24 protein-coding genes are annotated in these 25182 nt (G+C 33.3%); 4 read left to right on the plus strand and 20 right to left on the minus strand.

Translation table 11 applies throughout. The features are described 5' to 3' along the window. Positions 1-293 precede the first annotated feature (293 nt). From sdhB to zapA, 9 genes are all read right to left on the minus strand, one after another. Entirely contained in the window at positions 294-1115 is an 822-nt protein-coding gene (sdhB, locus tag M4L39_RS08195; protein WP_277581563.1) for a succinate dehydrogenase iron-sulfur subunit, read from the minus strand. Positions 1116-1117: 2 nt separating this feature from the next. Further along, positions 1118-2881, minus strand: coding sequence for a succinate dehydrogenase flavoprotein subunit (sdhA, locus tag M4L39_RS08200; protein WP_277581564.1), 1764 nt, complete (start codon positions 2879-2881; stop codon positions 1118-1120). Between the two features lie 45 nt (positions 2882-2926). Next, positions 2927-3538, minus strand: coding sequence for a succinate dehydrogenase cytochrome b558 subunit (locus M4L39_RS08205; protein WP_277581565.1), 612 nt, complete (start codon positions 3536-3538; stop codon positions 2927-2929). 340 nt (positions 3539-3878) lie between these two features. Next, positions 3879-5666 (minus strand): excinuclease ABC subunit UvrC, encoded by a 1788-nt coding sequence (gene uvrC / locus M4L39_RS08210; protein ID WP_277581566.1) that lies wholly within the window; start codon positions 5664-5666, stop codon positions 3879-3881. Positions 5667-5915: 249 nt separating this feature from the next. Continuing rightward, on the minus strand, positions 5916-6230 hold the full coding sequence (gene trxA / locus M4L39_RS08215) for a thioredoxin (RefSeq protein ID WP_002507961.1): 315 nt from the start codon (positions 6228-6230) through the stop codon (positions 5916-5918). Between the two features lie 81 nt (positions 6231-6311). Beyond that, positions 6312-8663, minus strand: coding sequence for an endonuclease MutS2 (locus M4L39_RS08220; protein ID WP_277581567.1), 2352 nt, complete (start codon positions 8661-8663; stop codon positions 6312-6314). Positions 8664-8672: 9 nt separating this feature from the next. Continuing rightward, entirely contained in the window at positions 8673-10385 is a 1713-nt protein-coding gene (gene polX / locus M4L39_RS08225) for a DNA polymerase/3'-5' exonuclease PolX (protein ID WP_277581568.1), read from the minus strand. Positions 10386-10506: 121 nt separating this feature from the next. Beyond that, positions 10507-11028, minus strand: coding sequence for a CvpA family protein (locus tag M4L39_RS08230; RefSeq protein ID WP_277581569.1), 522 nt, complete (start codon positions 11026-11028; stop codon positions 10507-10509). Further along, the gene (zapA, locus tag M4L39_RS08235; protein ID WP_277581570.1) at positions 11028-11294 is read right to left on the minus strand and encodes a cell division protein ZapA; all 267 of its coding nucleotides are present in this window, start codon (positions 11292-11294) and stop codon (positions 11028-11030) included. The genes M4L39_RS08230 and zapA overlap by 1 nt, the downstream gene beginning before the upstream one ends. Before the next feature lie 313 nt (positions 11295-11607). On the opposite strand from zapA, the gene rnhC reads away from it, so the two are divergent. Then, positions 11608-12549 carry a ribonuclease HIII gene (gene rnhC, locus M4L39_RS08240; RefSeq protein WP_277581571.1) on the plus strand — a complete coding sequence of 314 codons (942 nt, stop codon included), beginning with the start codon at positions 11608-11610 and terminating at the stop codon, positions 12547-12549. A gap of 236 nt (positions 12550-12785) precedes the next feature. On the opposite strand, the gene pheT is transcribed toward rnhC, so the two are convergent. From pheT to M4L39_RS08270, 6 genes are all read right to left on the minus strand, one after another. Beyond that, positions 12786-15188 (minus strand): phenylalanine--tRNA ligase subunit beta, encoded by a 2403-nt coding sequence (gene pheT, locus M4L39_RS08245; protein WP_277581572.1) that lies wholly within the window; start codon positions 15186-15188, stop codon positions 12786-12788. Beyond that, positions 15188-16246, minus strand: a complete 1059-nt coding sequence (gene pheS / locus M4L39_RS08250; RefSeq protein WP_277581573.1) for a phenylalanine--tRNA ligase subunit alpha — start codon at positions 16244-16246, stop codon at positions 15188-15190. Before pheS ends, pheT begins: the two co-directional genes overlap by 1 nt. Positions 16247-16584: 338 nt before the next feature. Then, a complete protein-coding gene (locus tag M4L39_RS08255; RefSeq protein WP_277581574.1) occupies positions 16585-17325 on the minus strand; it encodes a TrmH family RNA methyltransferase in 741 nt (246 codons plus the stop codon). Between the two features lie 26 nt (positions 17326-17351). Next, complete coding sequence (locus tag M4L39_RS08260; protein ID WP_277581575.1) at positions 17352-18293, minus strand: M23 family metallopeptidase; 942 nt, start codon at positions 18291-18293, stop codon at positions 17352-17354. Positions 18294-18425: 132 nt separating this feature from the next. After that, entirely contained in the window at positions 18426-18599 is a 174-nt protein-coding gene (rpmF, locus tag M4L39_RS08265; RefSeq protein WP_002507971.1) for a 50S ribosomal protein L32, read from the minus strand. A gap of 84 nt (positions 18600-18683) precedes the next feature. After that, positions 18684-19229, minus strand: a complete 546-nt coding sequence (locus M4L39_RS08270) for a YceD family protein (protein ID WP_277581576.1) — start codon at positions 19227-19229, stop codon at positions 18684-18686. A gap of 126 nt (positions 19230-19355) precedes the next feature. On the opposite strand from M4L39_RS08270, the gene M4L39_RS08275 reads away from it, so the two are divergent. Continuing rightward, complete coding sequence (locus M4L39_RS08275; protein ID WP_277581577.1) at positions 19356-20489, plus strand: nucleotidyltransferase; 1134 nt, start codon at positions 19356-19358, stop codon at positions 20487-20489. Between the two features lie 171 nt (positions 20490-20660). Here the strand turns inward: M4L39_RS08275 and coaD are convergent, their stop codons facing one another. Together coaD and rsmD are read right to left on the minus strand one after the other, a co-directional pair. Next, the gene (gene coaD, locus M4L39_RS08280; RefSeq protein ID WP_277581578.1) at positions 20661-21146 is read right to left on the minus strand and encodes a pantetheine-phosphate adenylyltransferase; all 486 of its coding nucleotides are present in this window, start codon (positions 21144-21146) and stop codon (positions 20661-20663) included. Position 21147: 1 nt separating this feature from the next. Continuing rightward, positions 21148-21690 carry a 16S rRNA (guanine(966)-N(2))-methyltransferase RsmD gene (rsmD, locus tag M4L39_RS08285; RefSeq protein ID WP_277581579.1) on the minus strand — a complete coding sequence of 181 codons (543 nt, stop codon included), beginning with the start codon at positions 21688-21690 and terminating at the stop codon, positions 21148-21150. Between the two features lie 69 nt (positions 21691-21759). On the opposite strand from rsmD, the gene M4L39_RS08290 reads away from it, so the two are divergent. Beyond that, entirely contained in the window at positions 21760-22149 is a 390-nt protein-coding gene (locus M4L39_RS08290; RefSeq protein ID WP_277581580.1) for a DUF7147 family protein, read from the plus strand. A gap of 120 nt (positions 22150-22269) precedes the next feature. On the opposite strand, the gene M4L39_RS08295 is transcribed toward M4L39_RS08290, so the two are convergent. Then, the gene (locus tag M4L39_RS08295; protein ID WP_065337752.1) at positions 22270-22521 is read right to left on the minus strand and encodes a YlbG family protein; all 252 of its coding nucleotides are present in this window, start codon (positions 22519-22521) and stop codon (positions 22270-22272) included. Between the two features lie 129 nt (positions 22522-22650). On the opposite strand from M4L39_RS08295, the gene M4L39_RS08300 reads away from it, so the two are divergent. Further along, positions 22651-23571 carry a glycerophosphodiester phosphodiesterase gene (locus M4L39_RS08300; protein WP_277581581.1) on the plus strand — a complete coding sequence of 307 codons (921 nt, stop codon included), beginning with the start codon at positions 22651-22653 and terminating at the stop codon, positions 23569-23571. Positions 23572-23660: 89 nt separating this feature from the next. On the opposite strand, the gene M4L39_RS08305 is transcribed toward M4L39_RS08300, so the two are convergent. Both M4L39_RS08305 and M4L39_RS08310 read right to left on the minus strand, forming a co-directional pair. Beyond that, a complete protein-coding gene (locus M4L39_RS08305) occupies positions 23661-24095 on the minus strand; it encodes a YlbF family regulator (RefSeq protein ID WP_002507979.1) in 435 nt (144 codons plus the stop codon). A gap of 17 nt (positions 24096-24112) precedes the next feature. Then, on the minus strand, positions 24113-25162 hold the full coding sequence (locus tag M4L39_RS08310) for a CAP-associated domain-containing protein (protein ID WP_277581582.1): 1050 nt from the start codon (positions 25160-25162) through the stop codon (positions 24113-24115). Positions 25163-25182 lie beyond the last annotated feature (20 nt).

The raw sequence follows: 25182 nt of genomic DNA on the forward strand, positions 1-25182 counted from the left end.
CAAGCAAATAATCCTTTCAAAATAAAAAGACTTAACATCTGCTTTAAACAGTTGTTAAGTCCATTGGCAGTGCTAACTGAGTTATATTATAATTTTTATACATAAGACACCTCGTTTAAAGTTAGGTTAGAGTAACTTTATTATACGAAAGCGGCTTATTTTTTGTATGAATTTATATAATTGTACCGATTTTGAATAGAAAACACCAATCCATTAGAAACTAATAGATTGGTGTTTTAGATTTGAGAATGAGATATTTATGTCCCAAATACTTTCGTTTATATTATATGTTATTAATGAACTTGGTGATCTGAACCAAAGAATGATTTAAACATATGGAATGATGTTTCTCTATTTAATGCCGCAATCGATGTTGTTAAAGGAATACCTTTAGGACATGCATTGACACAGTTTTGAGAATTACCACATGCTTGTAGTCCACCGCCACCCATTAAAGCATCAAGACGTTCATCTTTCGTCATTGAACCCGTTGGATGTAAGTTAAATAATCTAACTTGTGATATTGCTTGTGCACCAACGAAATCATTACTGCTTGTAACGTTAGGACAAACTTCTAAACATACACCACATGTCATACATTTTGATAATTCGTAAGCTGTTTGGCGTTTTTTCTCAGGCATACGTGGTCCAGGACCTAAATCATAAGTACCATCAATTGGGATCCAAGCTTTCATACGTTTCAAGTTATCGAACATTCTCGTACGGTCAACTTGTAAGTCACGAATTACTGGGAAAGTACTCATTGGTTCTAATTTAATTGGTTGTTCTAATTGATCAACAATTGCAGAACATGATTGTCTTGCTTGACCGTTAATAACCATTGAACAAGCACCACATACTTCTTCTAAACAGTTCATATCCCAAATTACAGGTGTCGTTTTTTCACCTTTACTGTTAACTGGGTTACGTCTGATTTCCATTAAACATGCTATAACGTTTAAGTTTTCTCTATAAGGAATTTCAAACTCTTCCTCATAAGGTTTTGATTCTTCGGTATCTTGACGTTTAATAATTAATTTGATTGATTTCTGGATTGGTTGTTGGTTTTGTTCTTCTTGTGCTGCCGTTTCATTTACTTCTTTTGTATCTGCCATAATTATTTACCTCCTTTAGACGTCGTAGAGTAGTCTCGTTTACGAGGTGGAATTAAGCTTATATCAACATCTTCGTAAGTGAATTTAGGCGCTTCTGTTTTTCCTTGATATGTGGCTAAAGTAGTTTTTAACCATTCTTCATCATTTCTATCAGGGAATTCTGGTTTGTAATGTGCACCACGAGATTCATTTCGGTTGTATGCACCGATTGTAATTACACGGGCAAGTACAAGCATGTTCCATAATTGACGAGTGAAGAATACTGCTTGGTTACTCCAAGTTTGAGTATCTTCAATATCAATATTGTTATAACGCTCCATTAATTCTAAAATCTTTTTATCAGTTTCTAATAAAGATTTATTTTCACGAACAACAGTTACGTTAGCTGTCATAACTTCTCCGAGCTCTCTATGCAATTTGTACGCATTTTCTGAACCTTGCATATTGAGTAATTTATCAAATTTCTCTTGTTCTTCTTTCACACGTTTTTCGAAGATACTATCATCTAAGTCAGCGTAAGAAGTTTCAATGTTAGAAATATATTCGATAGCATTTGGACCTGCAACTGTACCACCATAAATTGCTGACAATAATGAGTTGGCACCTAAACGGTTACCACCATGTTGAGAATAATCACATTCTCCAGCTGCGAACAAGCCTTTGATATTTGTCATTTGATCGTAATCTACATATAGCCCACCCATTGAGTAATGCACTGCTGGGAAGATTTTCATTGGCACTTTACGAGGATCATCACCTGTGAATTTCTCGTAGATCTCAATGATTCCACCCAATTTAACATCTAATTCATGTGGGTCTTTATGTGATAAATCTAGGTATACCATGTTTTCACCGTTGATACCTAATTTTTGGTTAACACAAACTTCAAAGATTTCACGTGTAGCAATATCACGTGGAACAAGGTTACCATAGTCTGGATATTTCTCTTCTAAGAAGTACCAAGGTTTACCATCTTTATATGTCCAAATACGTCCACCCTCACCACGTGCTGACTCACTCATTAGTCTAAGTTTATCATCACCAGGAATTGCTGTTGGATGGATTTGTATAAATTCACCGTTAGCATACATTGCACCTTGTTGGTAAACAATTGATGCTGCAGAACCAGTGTTAATCATTGAGTTGGTAGTCTTACCAAAGATAATACCTGGACCACCTGTAGCCATGATAACTGCATCAGAGCCAAATGATTCAATGTCAGAAGTCGTTACATTTTGAGCAACAATACCTCTAGCCATGTTGTCATCATCTTTAATTATGCCCAAGAATTCCCAGCCTTCGTACTTAGTAACTAAACCATCGACTTCAAAGCTACGAACTTGTTCGTCTAAAGCGTATAGTAGTTGTTGACCAGTTGTTGCACCAGCATAAGCTGTTCTGTGATGCATTGTTCCACCAAAACGTCTAAAGTCTAACAAACCTTCTTTTGTTCTGTTGAACATTACCCCCATACGATCAAGTAAATGAATGATTTTAGGTGCTGCATCTGTCATCGCTTTAACCGGTGGTTGATTTGCTAAGAAATCTCCGCCATATACTGTATCGTCTAAGTGAACTGTTGGCGAATCGCCTTCACCTTTTGTATTTACTGCTCCGTTGATTCCACCTTGTGCACACACAGAATGTGAGCGTTTAACAGGAACAAGTGAGAACAAGTCGACATGTGCGCCTTGTTCTGCTGCTTTAATTGTTGACATTAGACCGGCAAGTCCTCCACCGACAACAATAACTTTCTTCTCTGCCATAAATTGTCACTCCCCTAAATATAAATCTGAAACTTAATTTTTATCTTATAAAAACGCAAGAATAGCAGTTATACCAATGTATGAAACTACGATAAATACCACTAATGAAACCCATGTAAAAATTTGTTGTGATCTTTGAGATTGCAATACACCCCATGTTACTAAGAATGACCATAAACCATTCGCAAAGTGGAATGTAACAGCTAATAAACAAACAATATAGAATATTAACCAACCTGGATTTGTTACGATATCATGTACCATGTCAAAGTTGACTTCATGACCTAAAGCACGTTGGATACGTGTTTGCCATACATGAATAGCAACAAACACAAAAGTGATAATACCTGTTATTCGTTGTAATAGGAACATCCAGTTTCTAAAAGCTGAATAATGTCCTACGTTCTCTTTTGCCGTAAAGGCAATATGTACACCATAAACTGCGTGATACAGAATCGGAATGTAAATCAATACAAATTCCAATACAATTAAGAAAGGTAAAGATTCAATAAATCCGGCCGCTTGGTTGAATGCAGCTGCACCTTTCGTCGCTTGGTGGTTTACGAGTAAATGGAATATTAAAAATCCACCTATAGGTATAACACCAAGTAAAGAATGTAAACGTCTTAAATAGAATTGATTTTTCGAGTATGCCAAAAGGAAGTTCCCCCCTGTGAAACAGTTAATTTTTTTTGAAATTCTTTCCTAAAATTATATAAAGCGATTACATAATTTCATTTAAAACTAAACGCACAACACTTTATCATAATATTATATGTTTGCCGCAATATAATATTATGCCGTATAATTCTAAACATTTAAGTGAATCCTTAATTGAATATTACTCACTGTTTAAAAGGTTTAAATTTAAATGATAATTTTTCTCAATTAGAAAACGCTTCCACATCCTTTTAAAAAAAGAATTCCTCTTATTTGCTATTGTAACACTAATTAAAAACATTTTGGGCATGAGAATGATTCTCACGCCATAAACATTTTATTTTTTATTGTATAAGGCTTGATGTAAATTTTCCGCTACATTTTGTGGTAAGCCTGATGCTTTCAAATCATTAATACTCGCTTCTTTCATTTTCTTAATTGAACCAAACGTTCGCAACAATTTCGTTTTACGCTTGGCACCGATACCATCTACAGTATCTAATACTGATTGTAGACCTGTCTTTTGACGTGTTTGTCTATGGAAAGTAATAGCAAATCTATGCACTTCATCTTGTATTCTTTGTAACAGATAAAATGCTTGGCTATTTTTTTTAAGCGGAACGATTTCAGCACTTTCTCCATATAATATCTCTGACGTTTGATGCTTATCATTTTTACGAAGGCCTGAAACAGGTATATCTAAACCTAATTCATTCTCGAGCACATCTATTACACCACTCATATGCCCTTTACCACCATCTACAATAATTAAATCTGGTAATGGTGTGCCTTCATTTAGGACACGTGTATAACGTCTACGAACCACTTCACGCATCGATTTATAATCATCTGGCCCATCTACAGTTTTTATTTTATATTTCCGGTAGCCTTTTTTATTGGGTTTACCATCAACAAACGAGACCATGGCAGAAACTGGATTGACTCCCTGTATATTAGAATTATCAAACGCTTCAATTCTAATTGGTGTTTGAATACCCATACGGTCTCCAAGTTCTTCAATCGCTTTAACTGTTCGCGACTCATCTTTTGCGATTAATTCGAATTTATTTTCAAGTGTCACTTCAGCATTATGATTAGCTAAATCTACCAATTCTTTCTTTTTACCTTTTATTGGTTGCACAATTTTTGTATCTACCACTGAACCGACCATAGCTTTATCTAAATGTTGAGGAATATGCACTTCTTTAGGCAACAAATGTTGATTCAAATCATAAAATTGACCAATAAAAGTATAGAATTCTTCTTCTTCTGTTTGTTGTATCGGTATCATCGTTGCATCACGTTTTATCATATTCCCTTGGCGAACGAAAAACACTTGAATACACATCCAACCTTTGGATACGCTATAACCAAAAACATCTCTTATTGTATAGTCTGATGTTGTGATTTTTTGTTTTTTAGTTAGATTATGAATATGTTGAATTAAGTCTCTATACTCTTTTGCTCTTTCAAAATCCAATGTTTCACTAGCATCTTTCATATTTTGTTCTAAATTACGCAAAATTGTTTTATCTTCGCCATTTAAGAAATCTGAAACCTCTTTAGTCATTTCTGCATACTTTTCTAATTCAACTGGATAGACACAAGGTCCAAGGCATTGACCAATGTGATAATATAAACACAATTTGTCAGGCATTTTATCACATTTTCTAAAAGGATAAATGCGATCAAGTAATTTTTTTGTCTCTTGCGCAGAATACGCATTAGGATATGGGCCAAAATACTTTCCAGTACCTTTTTTAACTGTTCTTGTCACAATTAATCGTGGGTATTTTTCTTTAGTAATTTTAATAAATGGATAACTTTTATCGTCTTTTAATAAAATATTATATCTTGGTTGGTATTGTTTAATAAGGTTAAGTTCCAGTAACAGTGATTCTGTCTCACTAGACGTAACAATAAATTCGAAATTTCGAATCTCTCCAACTAAGCGTGTTGTCTTTGCATCGTGGGCACCAGTAAAATAAGATCTTAATCTATTTCTTAATTTCTTCGCTTTACCGACATAAATAATTTGATCATTGCGATCTTTCATCAAATAGCAACCTGGTTCAGTTGGCACAACTGTGAGTTTTTGTTTAATTTGTTCTTGATATGTCACCATGTTATTGTCTCCTCCTTTCACTCTATATTTCCGTTTAAACCTATATAGTATAACCACATGATAACAATTCCATATCATGTTTCAGTTAATAATTTTTTAATCATATATGAGTCTCATTATTTGAGTTTTTAAATATTACCTACAATCTATTATAAATAGTACCATCCCATTAAACAATCTATTGAAACGCTGATAAATTGAAAACTGGGACATTAATTAAATTAATGTCCCAGCTTTGCTAATGATTTACTATAAATGTTTCTCGATTACTTCTGCTAAGTTTTCTTTAGGTTGGAAACCTACTACTTTATCTACTGGTTCGCCATCTTTAAATACGATTAAAGTTGGGATACTCATAACTTCAAATTTAGCAGCTGTTGATGGATTTTCATCTACATCAAGTTTTAAAATATTAGCTTTGCCATCATAGTCACCAGCTAATTCTTCTAATACTGGAGCAATCATCTTACAAGGGCCACACCATGTTGCCCAAAAATCCACTAAATTTACACCTGATTTGATGTTTTCATCAAAGTTTGAATCTGTTGCTTTTACGATTGCCATAACTGCCAATCCTCCTTAAATTTCAAATGATGAAGAAATTATAACAGACTTTATAACATTCTGCATATCTCTTGCTCACGTTTATTTTAATTCTGCTACGGTAACGCCAAATCCACCTTCGCTTGGCATTCCGTTTCTATATGATGACACACTTTTATGTCGTTTTAAATGATTTTGCACACCTTTTTGCAAAGCGCCTGTTCCTTTACCATGAATAATATAGACTTGTTCATAATTACTCAACACTGCTTGATCTAAATATTGATCCACAGTTACCATTGCTTCATCATATCGATAGCCACGTAAATCAAGCTCCATTTTAATACTTTGTCGATTTTCACGCTTAACCATCTTAGCTGGTGCTTCTTTGGTTTTCTTCGTTTTTTCTAAATCTTCTAAGGGTAATTTCATTTTTATAATGCCCATTTGTACTACAGCTTCTTTATCACCAATAAGTTCTAATACTTCACCTTTTTGGCCATATGTTAATACTTTAACTTCATCTCCGGCTTTGATCTCATCCCATTTTTGCTTCTGGACATTTTGTTTCAGTGACTTAGCTTCGTATTGATCTTCAAGCTGTTTCTTTTTATCGATTAACTCATGCTCTTTAACATCGGCGCCTTTTTTATCTCTAAGTTCACGCAACTCTTTAAGTATGTCATCCGCTTCTTTCGTAGCTGATTTCACACGTTGATTTGCTTTTTCTTTCGCTTCACTTAAAAGTTGTTTTTCATAATTTTGATATTGAGCATACTGTTTAGCAAGTGCATCACGCGCTTCTTGTGCTTCTCTTACTAACTGATCTAATTCAATACGTTGTTCATCGACACGTTTAGAATTATTTTCTAATGACGCAATCATTTCATTAATTTCTTGTTCATCTTGTCCAATCATAGATTTGGCTTTTTGAATCACTTTCATATTGAGCCCTAACTTTTTAGAAATATCGAACGCGTTTGATCGCCCTGGAACGCCCATTAATAATTTATAAGTCGGACTTAATGAATTAACATCAAATTCGACACTAGCATTCATTACACCTTCCCTATTATAGCTATATGCTTTTAATTCAGGATAGTGTGTCGTAGCCATTACAAGAGAACCAATTTCATGTACATGGTCTAATATACTCATTGCTAAGGCAGCACCCTCACTTGGGTCTGTCCCTGCACCCAATTCATCAAATAAGATTAAACTTTTTTTAGTCGTATTTTGAAGTATTTCAACAATATTTTTCATATGTGAAGAAAACGTCGATAAGGACTGTTCAATGGATTGTTCATCTCCAATGTCACAATACACATTTTCAAAAATACTTAATTTACTGCCATCAAGTGTGGGAATCAGCATGCCTGATTGTGCCATAACTATAACTAAGCCCAGTGTTTTGAGCATTACGGTTTTACCACCCGTATTTGGCCCCGTTATAATCACGGTTTCTATATCTTGAGCAAATTCAATTGTATTCGCCACAACAGTGGTTCTGTCTAGCAACGGATGAAATGCTTTTGGTAAATACACAGTTCTATCCGTAGTAAATTCTGGTTTTGTACCTTTAATTGAACGTGCATAACGTGCTTTAGCTGTTAAAAAATCAATTTGACCCATAATAGATTCTGAAACTAAACAAGCTTCTGCTTCTTCAGCAACTTGTACAGTAAGTTCAGTCAATATACGTTCACGCTCTACTGCTTCATCATTACGGAAACTACTAATTTGATTACTCATTTCAACTATTGAGGAAGGTTCTATATACAATGTTTGACCAGAAGCTGATTGATCATGAACAATCCCATTAAAATCTTGACGATACTCTGCTTTAACTGGTATAACATTACGATCATTACGTAATGTCACAATCGCATCAGAAAGTTTTTTTTGATTGCCTTGATGCTTTACAATTTTATCTAAATTTTGTTTTATGCGCTGTGTTGTTTTAGAAATCTTACTTCTGATACCTTGTAATTCGTAACTAGCATCATCAAATAAATCATATGCATCACATTTTTGATGTATATTTTGATACAAGTCTGATAGAACTGGTAGTTGCTCCATTCTATCGTTTAAAATTGGATAATTAATTTCTTCTTCTTCTTCATTCAATAAATTATTATAAAATGTTTTATATTGGTTTTGTATTTGTATTAAGCGTTTAATTACATTTAATTCGCTAACATTGAGTACGCCACCAATTGTCGCTCTGTGAATAAATGTAGATATTTTTGCCAAACCACTTAAACTTGGCATTCGATGCTTATTATAGATTTGAGCAATTTCATCCGTTTCATTCATTTGAAATTCGACAGTATTGAAATCAGTTGCAGGTGTCATCTCTACAACTTTTTCTTTACCTAAATCACTTATTGTTTCATTTTCTACTAGTGCTTTTATTTTGTCGAATTCTAGGACATTTAATGATTTCTGCCTCATATAATCCCTCTATTTCTTCAATTTAATGTTATTTTCTATAAGCGATTTAAACGCCTCTCGTGACATCGTATTGATGACTCTGTTTTTCTTAACGAACCCTTTTTGTGCAGTCGCAACACCATACTTCATGAATTCTAGATGATCAACATGATGGGCATCTGTATTAATAGTTAATTTAACATTCGGATGTTTTTTAACTGTTTCAGCAGTTAGATCTAAACGTTTAGGATTCGCATTAATTTCTAATATTGTATTTGTTTCTTCAGCAATTTCACATAATCTATCAATATCTGGTTCATAACCTGGACGTTTACCAATAATACGACCTGTTGGATGTGCAATATGTCTGACATATGGATTGCGACATGCATTTTCTAAACGTTTCATAATGTCTTCTTGTGATTGGTTAAAACTTTGGTGTATTGCTGCAATGACATAATCTAATTGCGCCAATACTTCGTCTTCATAGTCTAAACGACCATCAGGAAGTATATCCATTTCAATACCTGAGTAAATATCAATTTCTTCATATTTGTTATTCAAGGCTTTGATTTCTTCATTTTGACGTAATAAGCGCTCAAGTGACAAGCCATTGGCAACTTTTAAGCTTTGAGAGTGATCCGTGATCACCATAAATTGATGACCTTTAGCAATGTTTGCTTCTATCATTTCTTCAATACTGAAAGCACCATCGCTATATGTCGTATGCATATGAATATCACCATTAATATCATCTAATTTAATGATATCTGACAGGTCTTTATCAAACTCGCTTCCATCTTCACGTATCGCTGGGTCAATCCAATTCACACCAAAATGTTCATAAATTTCTTTTTCACTTTGATATTGTAGTAATTCGCCATTTGCTTGTTCTATACCATATTCACTCACTTTTTCATCACTTTCTTTAGCTAACTGACGAATACGAATATTATGATCTTTAGAACCGGTGAAATGCTGTAGCGTGTGATAGAAGGCTGAAGGCTCGATCAATCTAAAATCTACACCTATCGTTTCATCATCATAAGCTACTTCTAGTGACACTTTTGTTTGCCCAACAGCTACTTCCTTAATTTTATTAGGTATAGCAAGTAATGCTTGTTGTACCTTTGTCGGTTCATTAGTACTTATAATATAGTCTAAATCTTTACTCATTTCTTTAAATCTTCTATAACTACCAGCAACCTCGTACTGTTCGATATCTGCAATCGTAGCTAAATGTTCATTGATTTCAATGTTTAAACCTCTCATTTGGTCAATCGGGTATTTATCTTTTTTCGCACCAAGCGCTTTAACTGCTTCTAAAATATTTTGTTCGGTTTTTTTAGCAAAGCCGCTTAATTGGCTCACTTCACCTGCTTCACAAGCTTTTTGTAATGCTTCTTTACCATCTATATTTAATTCTTTATAAAGTTTAGCTATTTTCTTACTGCCTAACCCTTGTATTTTCAATAAAGGAATTAAACCTTCTGGAACTTCTTCTTGTAATGATTCTAATGCCGAAGATTCTCCTTCTTGTCGATATTCTTTAATCACGTCTCCTACACCTTTACCAATGCCTTTTAATTCTGTGACATCCTCTATTTGATTGAGCGGGCGTTCATCTATTTCAAGGCTTTGTGCTGCTTTTCTATATGCTGAAACTTTAAATGTGTTTTCACCTTTTAATTCCATATAAGTGGCTATTTTTTCTAATAATTGAATAATATCTTTTTTTGTCATCACTTTCACTCCATAAAAAAAGGTCAAGACAGATTACTGTTATGCGTTCCTCAGTAAATTGGTTATGCCCTGACCTCCTGTATTTTAAAAATCACTATATATTTCACTAACATTGTACTGTCTATATGTTTAATACCAACGTAGATACATAAGGAATATGAAATAACATATATTCTGCAATAATCGAGCTTGAGAGTTGCTGTTGTATGAATTCTAATGGATAAAGTGCTGCACCATACAATAGTGTCGTGCAGATAATCATTGAAGATATTATCCCCATTACCATACCAGTAAACCGACTTATTAAATTGAGCCCTTGGTATTGAATAACTTTATCAAAGACCACAATAACTCCATAGCAGATCATTTTAGTAATTGTCGCTACGGTTAAAAATGCAATAATGTGGTCAAATCGCTGTTGTAGATTATCAAATTGAAACGCATAATTCAAATCGTAAGCCTGCGTTTTAGGAAAAGGTATAAATAATTCCAATCGTTGTGATATTTGCAAATACAATTGTTGCGCTACCCATAATGAAAACAGCGTAGCTCCTAAATGTAATGCACTAAACCATACCCCTCTTCGAAACCCAATCATTCCTATGTAAATAAAAACAATTACAATTAATATATCAAAAATCATTATTCATCACTGTTTTTCAGTTGTTTTATTTCTTGTTGTAGACGATAATTTTCTTCTTCTAATTGTACTTTTTCATGCATGATATTTACTGCTGTTAGTATTGCTTTTCTTGTCGTGTCTAGGCCTGCACTTTTACTCCCCAGCTCCTTAATCCTTTCATCTACGAGATGTGCTACATAACGGATATGCTCAGGATTGTCCTCTCCGACAATTGTATAACGCTGATCATTTATAGTGACATTAATCCGATTTTTAAACTCTCCCATATAATAACTCCTGACTTTTGTTTATATTTCCGAATTCATTCTCTAATTGTTTCTTTTAAGTGTTTAATTTAGTAATTTATACTATTTATCACGAACCATTATACACGACAAAATATTATTTTGTAAGAGGTGTGATTTGTAATATTCGAAATGTTTGTTATTTATAACATTTTTGACAATATAAATTAAAATACCTCTATAAAGTCTTTTAATAGTTAAAACTTCACTAGTAGCTCGGTCATTTATACTTGTGATATGATATTCATTGTCAAAATATAAAAATTAGTAATTCATATAAAGTGAGGCCAAAAACATGACAAATGTTGTACTTAAATTAACAAATCAAGAAATTCAGCAATTAATGTCTAAAATTCAATTTGACACATCTAATGTTTCTCAAGGAATGAAAGGCAAAACCAAATATAAAAGCACTTCAATTTCAATTTACAATTCAAATAAAGTTATGTTTCAAGGTAAAGATGCAGATAATATAGCTTCTCAACTATTACCTAATACGGCTAAACCTCCAAAGTCCACAACAAATTCAAGCAAAAATACTTCTAGTGCTAAACAGGCTATTCCATATAATAATTACCAATGTATTGGTAGTGATGAAGCTGGTAGTGGTGACTATTTCGGACCACTGACTGTATGTGCTGCATATGTTTCCAAAAAGAACGTAAAAGTACTGAAAACACTTGGCGTCGATGATTCTAAAAAATTGACCGATGTAAAAATCGTTGAATTAGCTGAACAACTTGTGACTTTTATCCCTCATTCTTTGTTAACTATGCATAATGAAAAATACAACGAAAAACAAAAATCTGGCTGGTCACAAGTTAAAATGAAAGCAGTATTACATAACGAAGCAATTAAAAATGTAACACAAAAGATAGATACTGATGAATTAGACTATATTGTCATTGATCAATTTGCAGAAGCTGGTGTATATAAACGCTATGCTCTAACCGATTTACCCTTCAGTACTAAAACAAAATTCGAAACAAAAGGTGAATCTAAATCTATCGCAATTGCGGCAGCCAGTATTATTTCACGTTATGCCTTTGTTAAAAATATGGATAGTCTCTCTCGTTCTGCTAAAACAGAGATTCCTAAAGGGGCTAGCAATAAAGTCGACCTTGCAGCAGCTAAAATTATTGAACGCAAAGGTGTTGATTACCTAGACACTATTACTAAAAAGCATTTTGCTAACCGCGCAAAAGCAGAAAAATTAGTACAAAAGAAACGTCATTAACAAATTAAACCTTCACCTGATTTCAAATGACGTATTATATTTTTGTTTTAAATTGGCAGTGCTTTGGGCTGACTCCCGACTAGTTAATAAAGCATTAATTGAAGACTACAATCTGAGGCTGTGCCCGCAGAAAGTATGCACAAAAAAATGCCAACAAAGTTGGAGACTTTGTCGACACTCTAAACCCTTGGTAGTCCGTTTATAATGGTCTACCAAGGGTTTTTAACAATACTATTTTATCTAATTGTTGCACCTTCTGCTTGTAACGCAGCTAAGATGTCTTCATGTACTGCATTTACTTTGTCATCTGTAAGTGTTTGTTGTGTATCTAAATAAGCTAAACGAATTGCAATTGATTTCTCATCTTCAGCAATATGTTCGCCCTCATAAACATCAAATACTTCGGCGTTTTGTAATATATCTCCGCCATGATTTTCAATGACTTTCACTAATTTTGCTGATGGTATTGTACGGTTAATAACTAAAGCAATATCTCTTGATACACCTGGGAATCTAGGAATTGGTTGATAATTAATATAGCCAACTGCGACAGCCATCATTTTTTCATAATTTAATTCAAAAACGTATGTGCGTTTTAAGTCGTTTTCTTTTTCAGTTTTAGGATGTAATTCACCCACAAAACCAATGATTTCATCATTTAATTTAACCACTGCTGTTCTACCTGGATGTAAGCCATCAATATTGCCAGATTCATATTCAAATTGGATATCTAGTTTTTCAGCAATGCGATCTACGATACCTTTGACAACAAAGAAATCAATTTCTTCTTTCTTACCTTGCCAAGCATTCACTGTGTAATCACCTGTTAAAATACCACTTAAATATTCAACTTCATCAGGTAATTCGCCGTCCCCATTACCAAAGAATACACGTCCTAGTTCATACAAGCACACATTATTATTTTTACGTGCGACGTTATAAGAAACAGCGTCGATTAAATGAGGGATTAAACTTTGTCGTAAAGTAGCATGTGCCTCACTCATAGGCATTAATAAATCAATTGTAGAGCGATCTTGTAATGCGAAATCTTGTGCTCTTTGCTTGTCTACCAATGAATAGTTAATTGCTTGGCTTAAACCAGCGCCTTCTAGTGTTGCTTTCACAACACGAGACTTACCTTGTCTATCAGTTAAAGCACCATGTGTGACATCCTCAAACACAGGTAATGTTGATGGGATTTCGTCGTAACCGTAAATACGTGCAATTTCTTCTATTAAGTCTTCTTTAATCGTAATATCCTTACGACGAGAAGGCACCATTACAGTTAAGTTATCTCCATTTCTAGTTGTTTCAAAGCCTAATTGTACAAAAATCGCTTCAATTTCTTCCCCTGATAGTTCAAAACCTATTGTTGTATTTATTTTATCAATAGAAATTTCAATTGGTGTAACAAATTGACCTAAATCACCTTCTGCTACACGACCTTGAGTTACTGAACCGCCTGCATAAGTTTGAAGTAAATAACATGCTCTATCTACCGCTTCATCTACAAATTCTGTAGCAATACCTTTTTCAAAACGACTAGAAGCTTCACTTCTTAAATTTAACCTTCTTGAAGTATGTCTAATAGAAACAGGGTCAAAAATAGCGCCTTCAATCACAACATTTGTTGTTGATTCTGTCACTTCTGAGAAGTCGCCACCCATTACACCAGCTATTGCTATTGGATTTGTGCCATTTGTAATAACGATATCACTGTTTTTCAATGTTCTTTCTTGATTATCTAGAGTAGTCATTTTTTCATCAGCATGAGCTTGACGTACTTCTATTTGATTTGAACCTATTTGATCTTTATCAAACATGTGTAGTGGTTGTCCGTATTCTAAAAGTACATAGTTTGAAATATCTACGACATTATTGATTGGGCGAATGCCTGCTTTGATTAAACGCATTTGCATCCACTCTGGCGATGGCGCGATTGTCAAACCATTCACTACTCTTGCGCTGTAATATGCTACTTTATCTTTGTTTTGAATATTCACACTGATTTCATCTGACGCTCGTTCCGAAACTTCAGTACTATTTGTTTGTGGTTTCGTCATCGACACATTGTATAACGCTGCTGTTTCATAAGCTGTACCAATCATGCTTAGTGCGTCAGCTCTGTTAGGTGTTAAATCAAATTCCATAACTTGGTCATTTAAATATAATGCAGTCATAGCATCTGTACCTGGAGCCATTTCAGATGAAAAGACATAAATACCATCTTCAAATTTTTTAGGGACAAGATTGCTTGGAACGCCAACTTCTTGTAGTGAACAAATCATACCTTCTGAACGTTCTCCACGTAATTTAGCACGCTTGATTTTTATGCCACCAGGTAACCTTCCACCCACTGTTGCAACAATGACTGTCTGACCAGCATCAACATTAGGAGCGCCACACACAATTTGAACCGGTTCTGCTTCACCAATGTCTACTAAACATATATTTAACTTGTCAGCATTTGGATGAGGTGCTTTAGATTGTACATAACCGACAACTAAATTCTTGATTTCTTTTGTATAATCTACAACATCATCTACTTCAATCCCAGTACGTGTAATTCTTTCTGCAAGTACATTAACTGGTTCATTAATATCTACATAACTTTCTAACCATTCTTTTGAAATAAACATTAATTTTCACCTCTATCTTCTACAGCTTTAAATTGATCTAAGAAACGTACATCATTTGTATAGAAATGACGTATATCTTCAATACCATATTTCAACATTGCAATACGGTCAGGACCCATACCAAATGCAAAACCAGTATATTTAGTTGAATCGAAACCTGCCATCTCTAATACATTAGGATGTACCATGCCAGCGCCTAGAATTTCTATCCAGCCTGTCTGCTTACAAACATTACAACCTTCGCCTTTACATTTAAAACATGACACATCTACTTCTACTGAAGGTTCAGTGAATGGGAAGTAACTAGGACGTAGTCTAATTTCTCTATCTTCACCAAATAATTGTTTAGCTAACAATTCTAACGTACCTTTTAAGTCGCTCATTTTAATATTTTCATCTACAACTAAACCTTCAATTTGAGTAAATTGATGACTGTGTGTTGCATCATCAGAATCGCGTCGGTAAACTTTACCGGGACACAAGATTTTTACAGGACCTTGACCATTGCGCTGTTCCATCGTTCTTGCTTGAACTGGAGAAGTGTGTGTGCGCATTAATATTTCATCTGTAATATAGAAGCTATCTTGCATATCTCGCGCAGGATGTGATTTAGGTAAGTTTAACGCTTCAAAGTTATAGTAATCTTTTTCTACTTCAAAACCATCAACAATTTCGTAACCTAAACCTAAGAATAAATCTTCAATCTCTTCAATCGTTCTTGTTAAGGGGTGTTTTGAACCTATTGAAATTTTACGACCAGGTAAAGTAACATCAATTTGTTCTTCTTTTAATTGTGCTTCTAATTGTTCGTGCGCTAAAAGTTCATGACGTGATTCAATTTCCCCTTCAATTGCTTGTCTCACTTCGTTCACTTGTTGACCATAGGCTGGTTTTTCTTCATTTGATAAATCTTTCATATGTTTCATTAAACCAGTAACGGAACCTTTTTTACCTAAATATTTAACTTTTACGTCTTGTAATTCTTTTTCATTTTGAGCTTCATTAATATCAACTAATGCTTGCTGTTTAATCTCAGTCATCGCTTCTGTTTGTGCCATACATAGTCCTCCTATTTTAAAATCTTAATGTGTAATGATTGTTTGTAAAAACGCAAAAAAGACTTTCATCCCTTGAAACTGGGACGAAAGCCTTCCGTGGTACCACCCAAATTTATGCCTAAGCATACACTTGTTGTCATTGATAACGGAAATGAAGTCCGACTTAAATTTCTTTAAGTAACCAAAAAGGTGAAAAAAACTAAATACAGAGGATTATCTTTCAGTCTTCGGATAATCTCCCTTAAACAACTGTATGAAAATAGTCTACGTCTTTTTAAAGGTTAATATTTATTTTGTAATATCATTAACTATATTATATACGATAATTGATAAAAGGGTCAACCTTTCAAGTGATACATCACGATACTACCAGCTATTGCTACATTTAAACTTTCTGCCTTGCCATAGATAGGTATAGTTAGATTTTGAGACGTTTTACTCAATAATTCAGGATTTACGCCCTCACCTTCATTACCTAACAGTAACGCGAATTTTTCTTGGTTTTGTATTTGATTATAGGCTAATGCATTGTCTAACGCAGTGCCATACACTTTACCTTCAAATCCATCTATAAATTCACTCAAATCTTGTGACACAATTGGAATATGGAACACGCTGCCTTGACTCGCGCGCATAACTTTATCTTGATAAGGATCTGCTGTACCCTTTTCAAGAACAATTAGATCTAATCCTGCAGCATCTGCGGTACGGATTAATGTGCCTAAATTACCTGGATCTTGAATACAATCTATTAGTAACACTTGTTGGGCTTTTTCTGTTTCATGAACAGGTTTTTCAATCACTGCAAAAAAACCTTGTGGCGTAACTGTACCCGATAATGCTTCAGCAACTTTCAGATTGATTTCAAATACTTCTTCAGCATGATTAATCAAACCGTCATCAAGTCTTTCAATATCAACTACATACAATTGCTCAATTTTTAAATTGCTTTTATAAGCCTCTTCAATTAAATGATATCCTTCGATAAGTGCGCGTCCTGTCTTGTCTCTTTCACGTTTCTTTTTTAATTTAATTGCATTTTTAACTTTACTATTTTGAGCCGAAGTAATCATTTCCATAGCATAGCCTCTTTATTTTAGTATTTTTAACTTTTAAATTTATGTTTAATGTTTGTACTAATATTTTTAAAAAATGTAGAAAATTGACTTTCACTTTCTAATAAAACATTATCTCCTGTATATGTTACTATATCACCTTTAACTGGTGAAGCGTTATTGAGAAATTTAATTTTCAGTGTCTGGGTTGTTTTTATATCTTTATGATTCATCACCTGAAAATGTACATGTGGTTCAGAAGCGTTTCCTGAATTACCTACATTTGCAATATGTTGTCCACGCAACAACGTATCACCTTTCTCAATTTTGAAAGAATAAGGTTTGATATGTGCTATCATACAATATTCATTACGACCGTGCTTAATAATTATATAATTACCTTCGGGATGTAATGTATTATATTCTCCAGGTGTGCAATCAGGAATCCCGTCTACAATTTCTTCTACTACACCGTTTGCCGGAGCTAAAATAGGCGCATTATAACTAAAATAATTCTCACACTGTGTAGAATCGCCATTATATGTAAAACCATCTATTACTTTAACAAAATCAAAAGCATTGCGTTGGTTTTTATACCGATAGTGCTGATTTAACAATTCATTTGCACCACCAGTATGAACAAGCCAATCTTCTTGTACAGGGATCGTATAACTACATTTCGAGAATTTAATCAAATGTGATTGTTTAATCGGAATTAGCGCCATTCCAATAATTTCTTGATATTTATTTAAAATGACACTTGCACCTGATTCCATATTAGTGTCAAACCAAATATACTCATCTTGGCGATTTATATGTAAATGTTTATACAATCTGTTCGTTCCTCTAATACCGTTATACGCACTTAACAACTTTTTAAATTCTTTATAAGAAGAAACTTCTTGAAAATAATCACTAAAATGTTCATAGAGCCAAATGGCATCACTATTTTCTATTTTATTTATAATTATTTGTGCATTAATTGTTTCCATAATTTTACACAACCTATCAGTTGAATATAAATACTACCTGTCACTAACATAAAAAATCGCTCAAAAATTATCAAGTGAATAATTAGTGAACGATTAGAATAGGCTATTATTAAGCCATTTAATTAAATGAAATTATTTTGATACAACGTCTTCGCCATTGTATGAACCACAGTTCTTACACACGCGGTGAGATAATTTATATTCTCCACAACTTGGGCACTCTGTCATACCAGGTACTGAAATTTTGAAATGCGTACGACGTTTATTTTTTCTTGTTTTTGACGTTCTTCTTTTTGGTACTGCCATGATATATCCTCCTTATATTCAAACACTAAATAGAAATTTTCAGATTCAATAATCCATTATACTATAGATTATTAAAATCCGCTATTACTCTTCGTCATATAATTGTTGTAGTTTTTGAAGCCTAGGATCGATTTGCTTAGATTCAGATTCTTCCTTATCTTTTGCAAGTTCAACCGCTTCTTCTTCGTCAATAACTTCCCAACCATTGCCTTCACTTAACATCTGATCGCTCTCGTTTGAAAAAACACGCATTGGCTTTTCAATGATAATTAATTCTTCAGTAATATCTTTTAGATTTATCATACCGTTTGTTGCATCATGGTAATGTTCATCTTTATCTTCGCCATTACTATATTCATCATATCCTTCTAAATCAAAAATCTCTTGAGATTTAATATCTATAGGAGTTTCCACAGGAACTAATGTACGTGCACATGGCATCGTATACGTTCCAGTTATATGCATATCTGCAATGACTTCATTTGATCTGACGGTTAATTCACCTTCAACATCAATATCAGATAGATCTATTAAATCTAATGATTTTACTAAATGATCAAAATTAACCGTTTGATGAAATTCAAATGGTTTATCTTGGAATTTTCTTAATTGTGTTATTGACCATTTCATAGGGCTTCACCTCTAACAAGCACAAAATTTATTTTAACTTTATAGACATAAGTTGTCAAGATTTTTTCTTAACACATTTACATCTGTTACAATATATATAATGAATTCTGAAAGGAAGAATTGCAAATGAAAAGCGTTGCACTAGTCACAGAATATAATCCTTTCCACAATGGTCACTTATACCATGCCCAGAAATCAAAGTCAATTACTGAAGCTGAAGTTTCTGTCGCAATTATGAGTGGAAACTTTGTAATGAGAGGCCAACCAGCAATTTATAATAAATTCACGCGAACGCAAATGGCGTTAACCGCTGTCGACCTAGTTATTGAATTACCTGCCTACTCTGCAATATCTGCAGGACAATATTTTGCAGAAACTGCAGTTCAAGTCGCAGATTATTTAAATATTAATCATTTATCATTTGGAAGTGAATCTGGTGATATAAATGCATTTCTATCACTTGCTCAAGAAATGAATGAAGTAGAAGATTCTCCACAATTTTTGGAGAAATCTAAAGAAGGCAAAAGCTACCCGCGTATAATTAGTGAACTTATCTCTGATCATTCGTTACTTTCATCACCTAATAACACTTTAGGGATATCATATGTGCGAGCGATTCAAAAATGGGCACCAACCATCCAACCCTGGACGATACCTCGAGAACAAAGCGCTCATCACGATGATTTGATTTCAAACTTTGACTTTGCTAGCGGCACTTCAATTCGTAAATCGCTTCAAACTGGTGATGAACAATGGAAAAAGGTTGTGCCTGAATCAGCTCTAGCACTTTATGAATCGCCTCACGTTACAATTGAAGACACGTTTGATTATATAAAATACGCAATTTTAAGCCAAGATGCGCAAACATTAGAACAAACCCACTTAATGAGCGAAGGCTTGGAACATCGCTTAATACATTTGATTAATGAAGCTACTTCTTTTGAACATCTAATGAAATTAATTAAAACGAAACGCTATACCTATACGCATATTCAACGTTTGCTTATGAACATTTTACTTAATTTCAAACAACAAGATAAACCTTCAACAATTGAAGCAGTTAGAGTATTAGGCATGTCACAAAAAGGTCAGCAATATTTAAAATATTTAAAGCATGCTTTTCCAGAACGTAATTATATAACACAAGTCAATAAACAAAATGCACATTATTTTACAAACGAAATACATGCCACTCAGATTTATAATTTTCTTTCGGATAGAACCGTTACCGACTTCAATACACCTGTGATACGTGTGTAAAGCAAAGTATTGGCCATAAATTAGAAAATGGCTGACCGTATACCTAAAGGTAGGACGACAGCCTATAACTAATTTCAATTATTCAGTTCTCTACTTGACTAGATCCGGTTTTGCGCTTTTGTCTACACTCTAGAATCACAATCCAATTTGTTTGGCAGCAGTTCTTTATATTTATTTTCTAAATTTTTTGTTCAAAGCTTTTTCTACATGTACCGGGACGAAATCTGAAACATTCGCTTTATATGCAGCAACTTCTTTAACCACACTTGAACTAATAAATGAATAATTAGTACTCGTCATCATATACATTGTTTCAACATCACTATTTAACTTTTTATTCATTGAAGTTAGTCTTAATTCATATTCGAAATCACTTACAGCTCTCAAACCTCTGATTATTGTCTGCGCACCTAATTCGTCACAAAAATCAACAAGTAAACCATTAAAATGATGTACTGTAACGTTATCCAAATGTTTCACTGATTCTTTAATCAATTCGATGCGTTCTTCAATTGAAAATGTTCCTGCTTTACTACTGTTTTTTAAGACACAAATGTGAAGCTCATCAAAGCGATCAGCACTTCTATCTATGATATCTATATGCCCATATGTAATTGGATCAAAACTTCCGGGAATGACTGCTTTAGTTGTAGACATTTTAATCTCCTTTTTCTAATAACAAAGTGTCTGTCAGTCCATAATGATAACGCTTTATCACATGGAAAGGATCAGTATTAATTTTTTCATGATGATTGAACTCACAAACGATAATACCACTTTCTTTTAATAAATTAAACTTTGCGATTTCTTCCAACGCTTCATCTATAAGCCCTTTTTCATAAGGTGGATCCAAAAAGATTACATCAAATTGAATATCCCGTTTCGAAAGTGCTTTCAGCGCACGGTCTGCATTGTTTTTATATACTTCAGCTTGAGCTTCTATATTTAAACTTTTTAAATTTGCTTTAATCACTTTAACTGCTTTAAAATTTTGATCTACAAAAATCATTTTATCCATACCGCGAGACAAAGCTTCGATACCTAAAGAACCACTACCTGCATATAAATCTAAGCCTATCCCTGAAACTTCATGAAGACTATTAAAAATGCCCTCTTTCACTTTATCCATCGTAGGTCTTGTATTACGCCCTTCTAAACTCTCTAGCGCTTTACTTTTATGTACTCCTGATATCACTCTCATATTATAAACACTTCCATTCTTAAATCAAATTTTATATAATGCATACTGCATGATAAGGAGGATACAATAATGAAACAATCATTTATAAAATTAGGCGAAGGCCTCACAGACTTATTCGAATTTAACACTTTAATAGAATATAATTTCAAACGTATCGACCATATCGTTTATTTCCACACTTCTACTTTCGAAAAAAAACCTTCTTCAGTAGCAATTGTTATGCAGCCTACAAGCGAAAAACATTTCCAAGCTATGTATATCATGGTTAATGCTTTAAATTATCCCTATCCAAATTCAAACAAAAAATTTGAAATGATTAATGATCAAGCCAAATTATATCACGTAGATATCAAGGAAGTTGATGTACAACCTAGTGAAACCTTCCACGATATCGATTTATATTTTAATTACTTAATCAGTGTTTTAAGACTGCAAAGATGGATCCCACCATTGCAATAATTGAATAAAATAAGCCACTGTAGACACTCATTGTACTATTGTGGCTTTTTTAACTGATTCATATTTCATTAGCTAAATTTCTATTGATAACATACAAAAATTAAAGCTTTCATTTTTGAATTAAGATATTTCATGCTGTTCTTTTTCATAAACCTTTTTTAAGTATTTATAAGGTGACCCTTCAATATTCTTCACATATTTTAGTTTCATTAATTTTTCAACAATTTGATCCGCTTCTTCTTCATTAATATACATTACGACATAACGTTGCTGTCTATTTACACTTACGATATGGCCAAATTTTCTTACCTGTCTTTCGTGTTTCATATGTTTTAAATAAATTATCAAACTTGTTCTAGCTATAGTGTTCATTTTTTTCACTCCAATTATTAGCCATTATATAATATCATGTCTTTTTCTTTTTATAAATAACAATTATTTTGATGTATCACAAACTTTTGCTATATTACTTTATATACTCAAAATTGAGGAGGATTGCTCGTGACAAAAATCAATAAATTAATTAAGGGCGGGTTTTTAAGTACGCTTGGTTTAGTCGGTAGTGTGTTTTTAATTACTAAATATAAAACTAAACCGAATAATCAAAGTATACCATCTTTCTTTTCTAAACCTGCACCATATATATTCGCCCATCGCGGTGGCATGGCTGTAAGACCAGAGCAAACTAAACTTGCTTTTGATAATGCAGTAACGCACGGTATTGATGGATTTGAAACAGATGTGAGACTTACAAAAGATCAAAAGCTTATCGTTTTCCATGATGCAGACGTAGATCGTACAACTAACGGTTCAGGTAAAGTATCCGAGCATACTTTAGCAGAGGTAAAACAGTTAGATTCAGGATATCATTTTGTAGATATAAACGGGCATAAACCTTATCAAGGTCACAAAGATGCTTACGTTTTATCTTTTGATGAATTACTTAAATTATATCCAAATCAATTGATTAATGTCGATTTAAAAGACGACCCAGAAAGCGAACATGGTCGCCTTGTACCAGAAATTATATACGAAGATATTGTTGCTAACGATGCTCAAAATCGGGTATTAGTAACAAGTTTCCACAGTAAACAAATTGAACGTTTTAATATAATAAGCAATGGCACAGTAGCCATTGGTGCAGGTCAAAGTGAAGTTGCAGAAGGTTTCTTAAAGTTCTATTTAGGCCTAGGTAATGCCTTTCAACCACGTGCACACACTTTCCAAATGCCTGTTTCTTTCAAAGGTATAAAACTAACTTCACCAAAATTCATTCAATGGCTTAACACGCGTGATATTATTCCAGGTTATTATGGGGTGAATAATCTCGACTTAATGAATGATTTGATTTTTAATGGTGCGCATACGCTTGTTACCGATAGACCCGATTTAGCAGAACGATTTAAACATACTTATCACTAACAACGTATGCTTTACAATAAAGCTGGGAAACCTCAATGAGGCGTCCCAGCTTTTTCAATATTTATTATTAATAAATCTATAAATTCAACTTAAAGGGAACAGCTACATGATCCACCTGTAGCACAGCCACTTGCGTCTTTTTGGAAAAATGGATTGCCTGTTTCAATTTTTACATTTTCAGAAACAGCATATGCAATTTTAACAATCACTTCATCTATTAAATCCTGTAATAAAACTTCTTTTTGTTTAAAATCCATTACAACTGGTAACATTTCATAAGCACGTTTACGTTTACGTGTATCTAACATCACCGTTTGGTAATCTGGGTGATATTTTCCAAAACGCATAATTTCATCATATTTATCTTTAGATTTCAAAAATGCTTGGTATAGTAAATGTGCTTCGTCATTATCCGCTAACTGTTGTTCAGCCTCTTTATATTCTTTATATAACCTTGATTCAAGTATTTTATCACTAAGTGCTTCAATTTCATCAAGCACTGTTAATGTTTCTTCAGTAATCATCGTTACATATCTCCTTTCTATTTATCTTCAACAAAAATGATTGTGTAGTAACCATTCGTTACTTCGCCACCCATTTCATTATATTTAGAGTTTAACATTCTAGATCTATGAATATCTGAATTAAGCCAACTATGTATTAAAGTTGGAACTTCGTTAAAATCATAACCTACATTTTGACTAGCAGATACAAATGGCACTTCTTGCTCATTTAGTTGCTGTTTTAAAGCATCTTCAGTAAATTCAACACTATCAGTACCAATTGCTTCATACAAGTTAAATGAGGCAATATGGGTTAAATGATTATTAACTTTCAATGGTTCAGCATCTTTTAATTTTCTCATTTCATTTGTAATTTCGTAAAGTGTTGTTAGTTGATTTGAGTTTTGTTCATATGTAATATTACCATATTTACTTTTAACCTCTTTATCTTCTTTGGTAGATAACATTTGATATGGTTTAAATGCTGCCAGAGCTTCGCTATCTAAATATCTAACTGCGACAATTTCATTAGATTGTTGATCTATGTAGACTTGAGCATAGATATCTTTAAATTTAATTAATGCTTGTGTTTTCATATCTGAATCAGATAATTCTAATTCATATTGCTTACCATTTGCAGTAATCGTTGGTTCTAGATTAATACTATATTTTTCAAAAACATGTGACGCATCGTTTTGTATTTTTATTGGATTTACATTAGCAGCTTTACCTGTTGCATAAACAGACTTAACGATACCTTTTTTAGTAGTAATCAAATAATATTTATCTTTTTGCTTAAATACATAGTTTTTAAAATTATTTTTATATGGATAAACTCGATCAGCTTGACCATATTTATCAGTTAATTCATCTAAGCTATGACCAACCCACGTACTTACGCCCGTTTTAGGTTTCGGGTTTTCAGCGTTTGTCTCAGTTTTTTGAGCATCCTTATTTTGAGTCGTTTTAGTAGCATCTTTATTAGGATTTTCGAGTACGTCAAACTTTAAACGCGGTGAGTAAAATAGATAAATCAAAAAACAAATCAATAATAATACCCCAATAACTTTAATTATTAGTTTTTTCATCGCTCACCCACCTATATTTT

It is taken from the genome of Staphylococcus equorum, assembly GCF_029531845.1.
Lineage (GTDB): Bacteria > Bacillota > Bacilli > Staphylococcales > Staphylococcaceae > Staphylococcus > Staphylococcus equorum_C.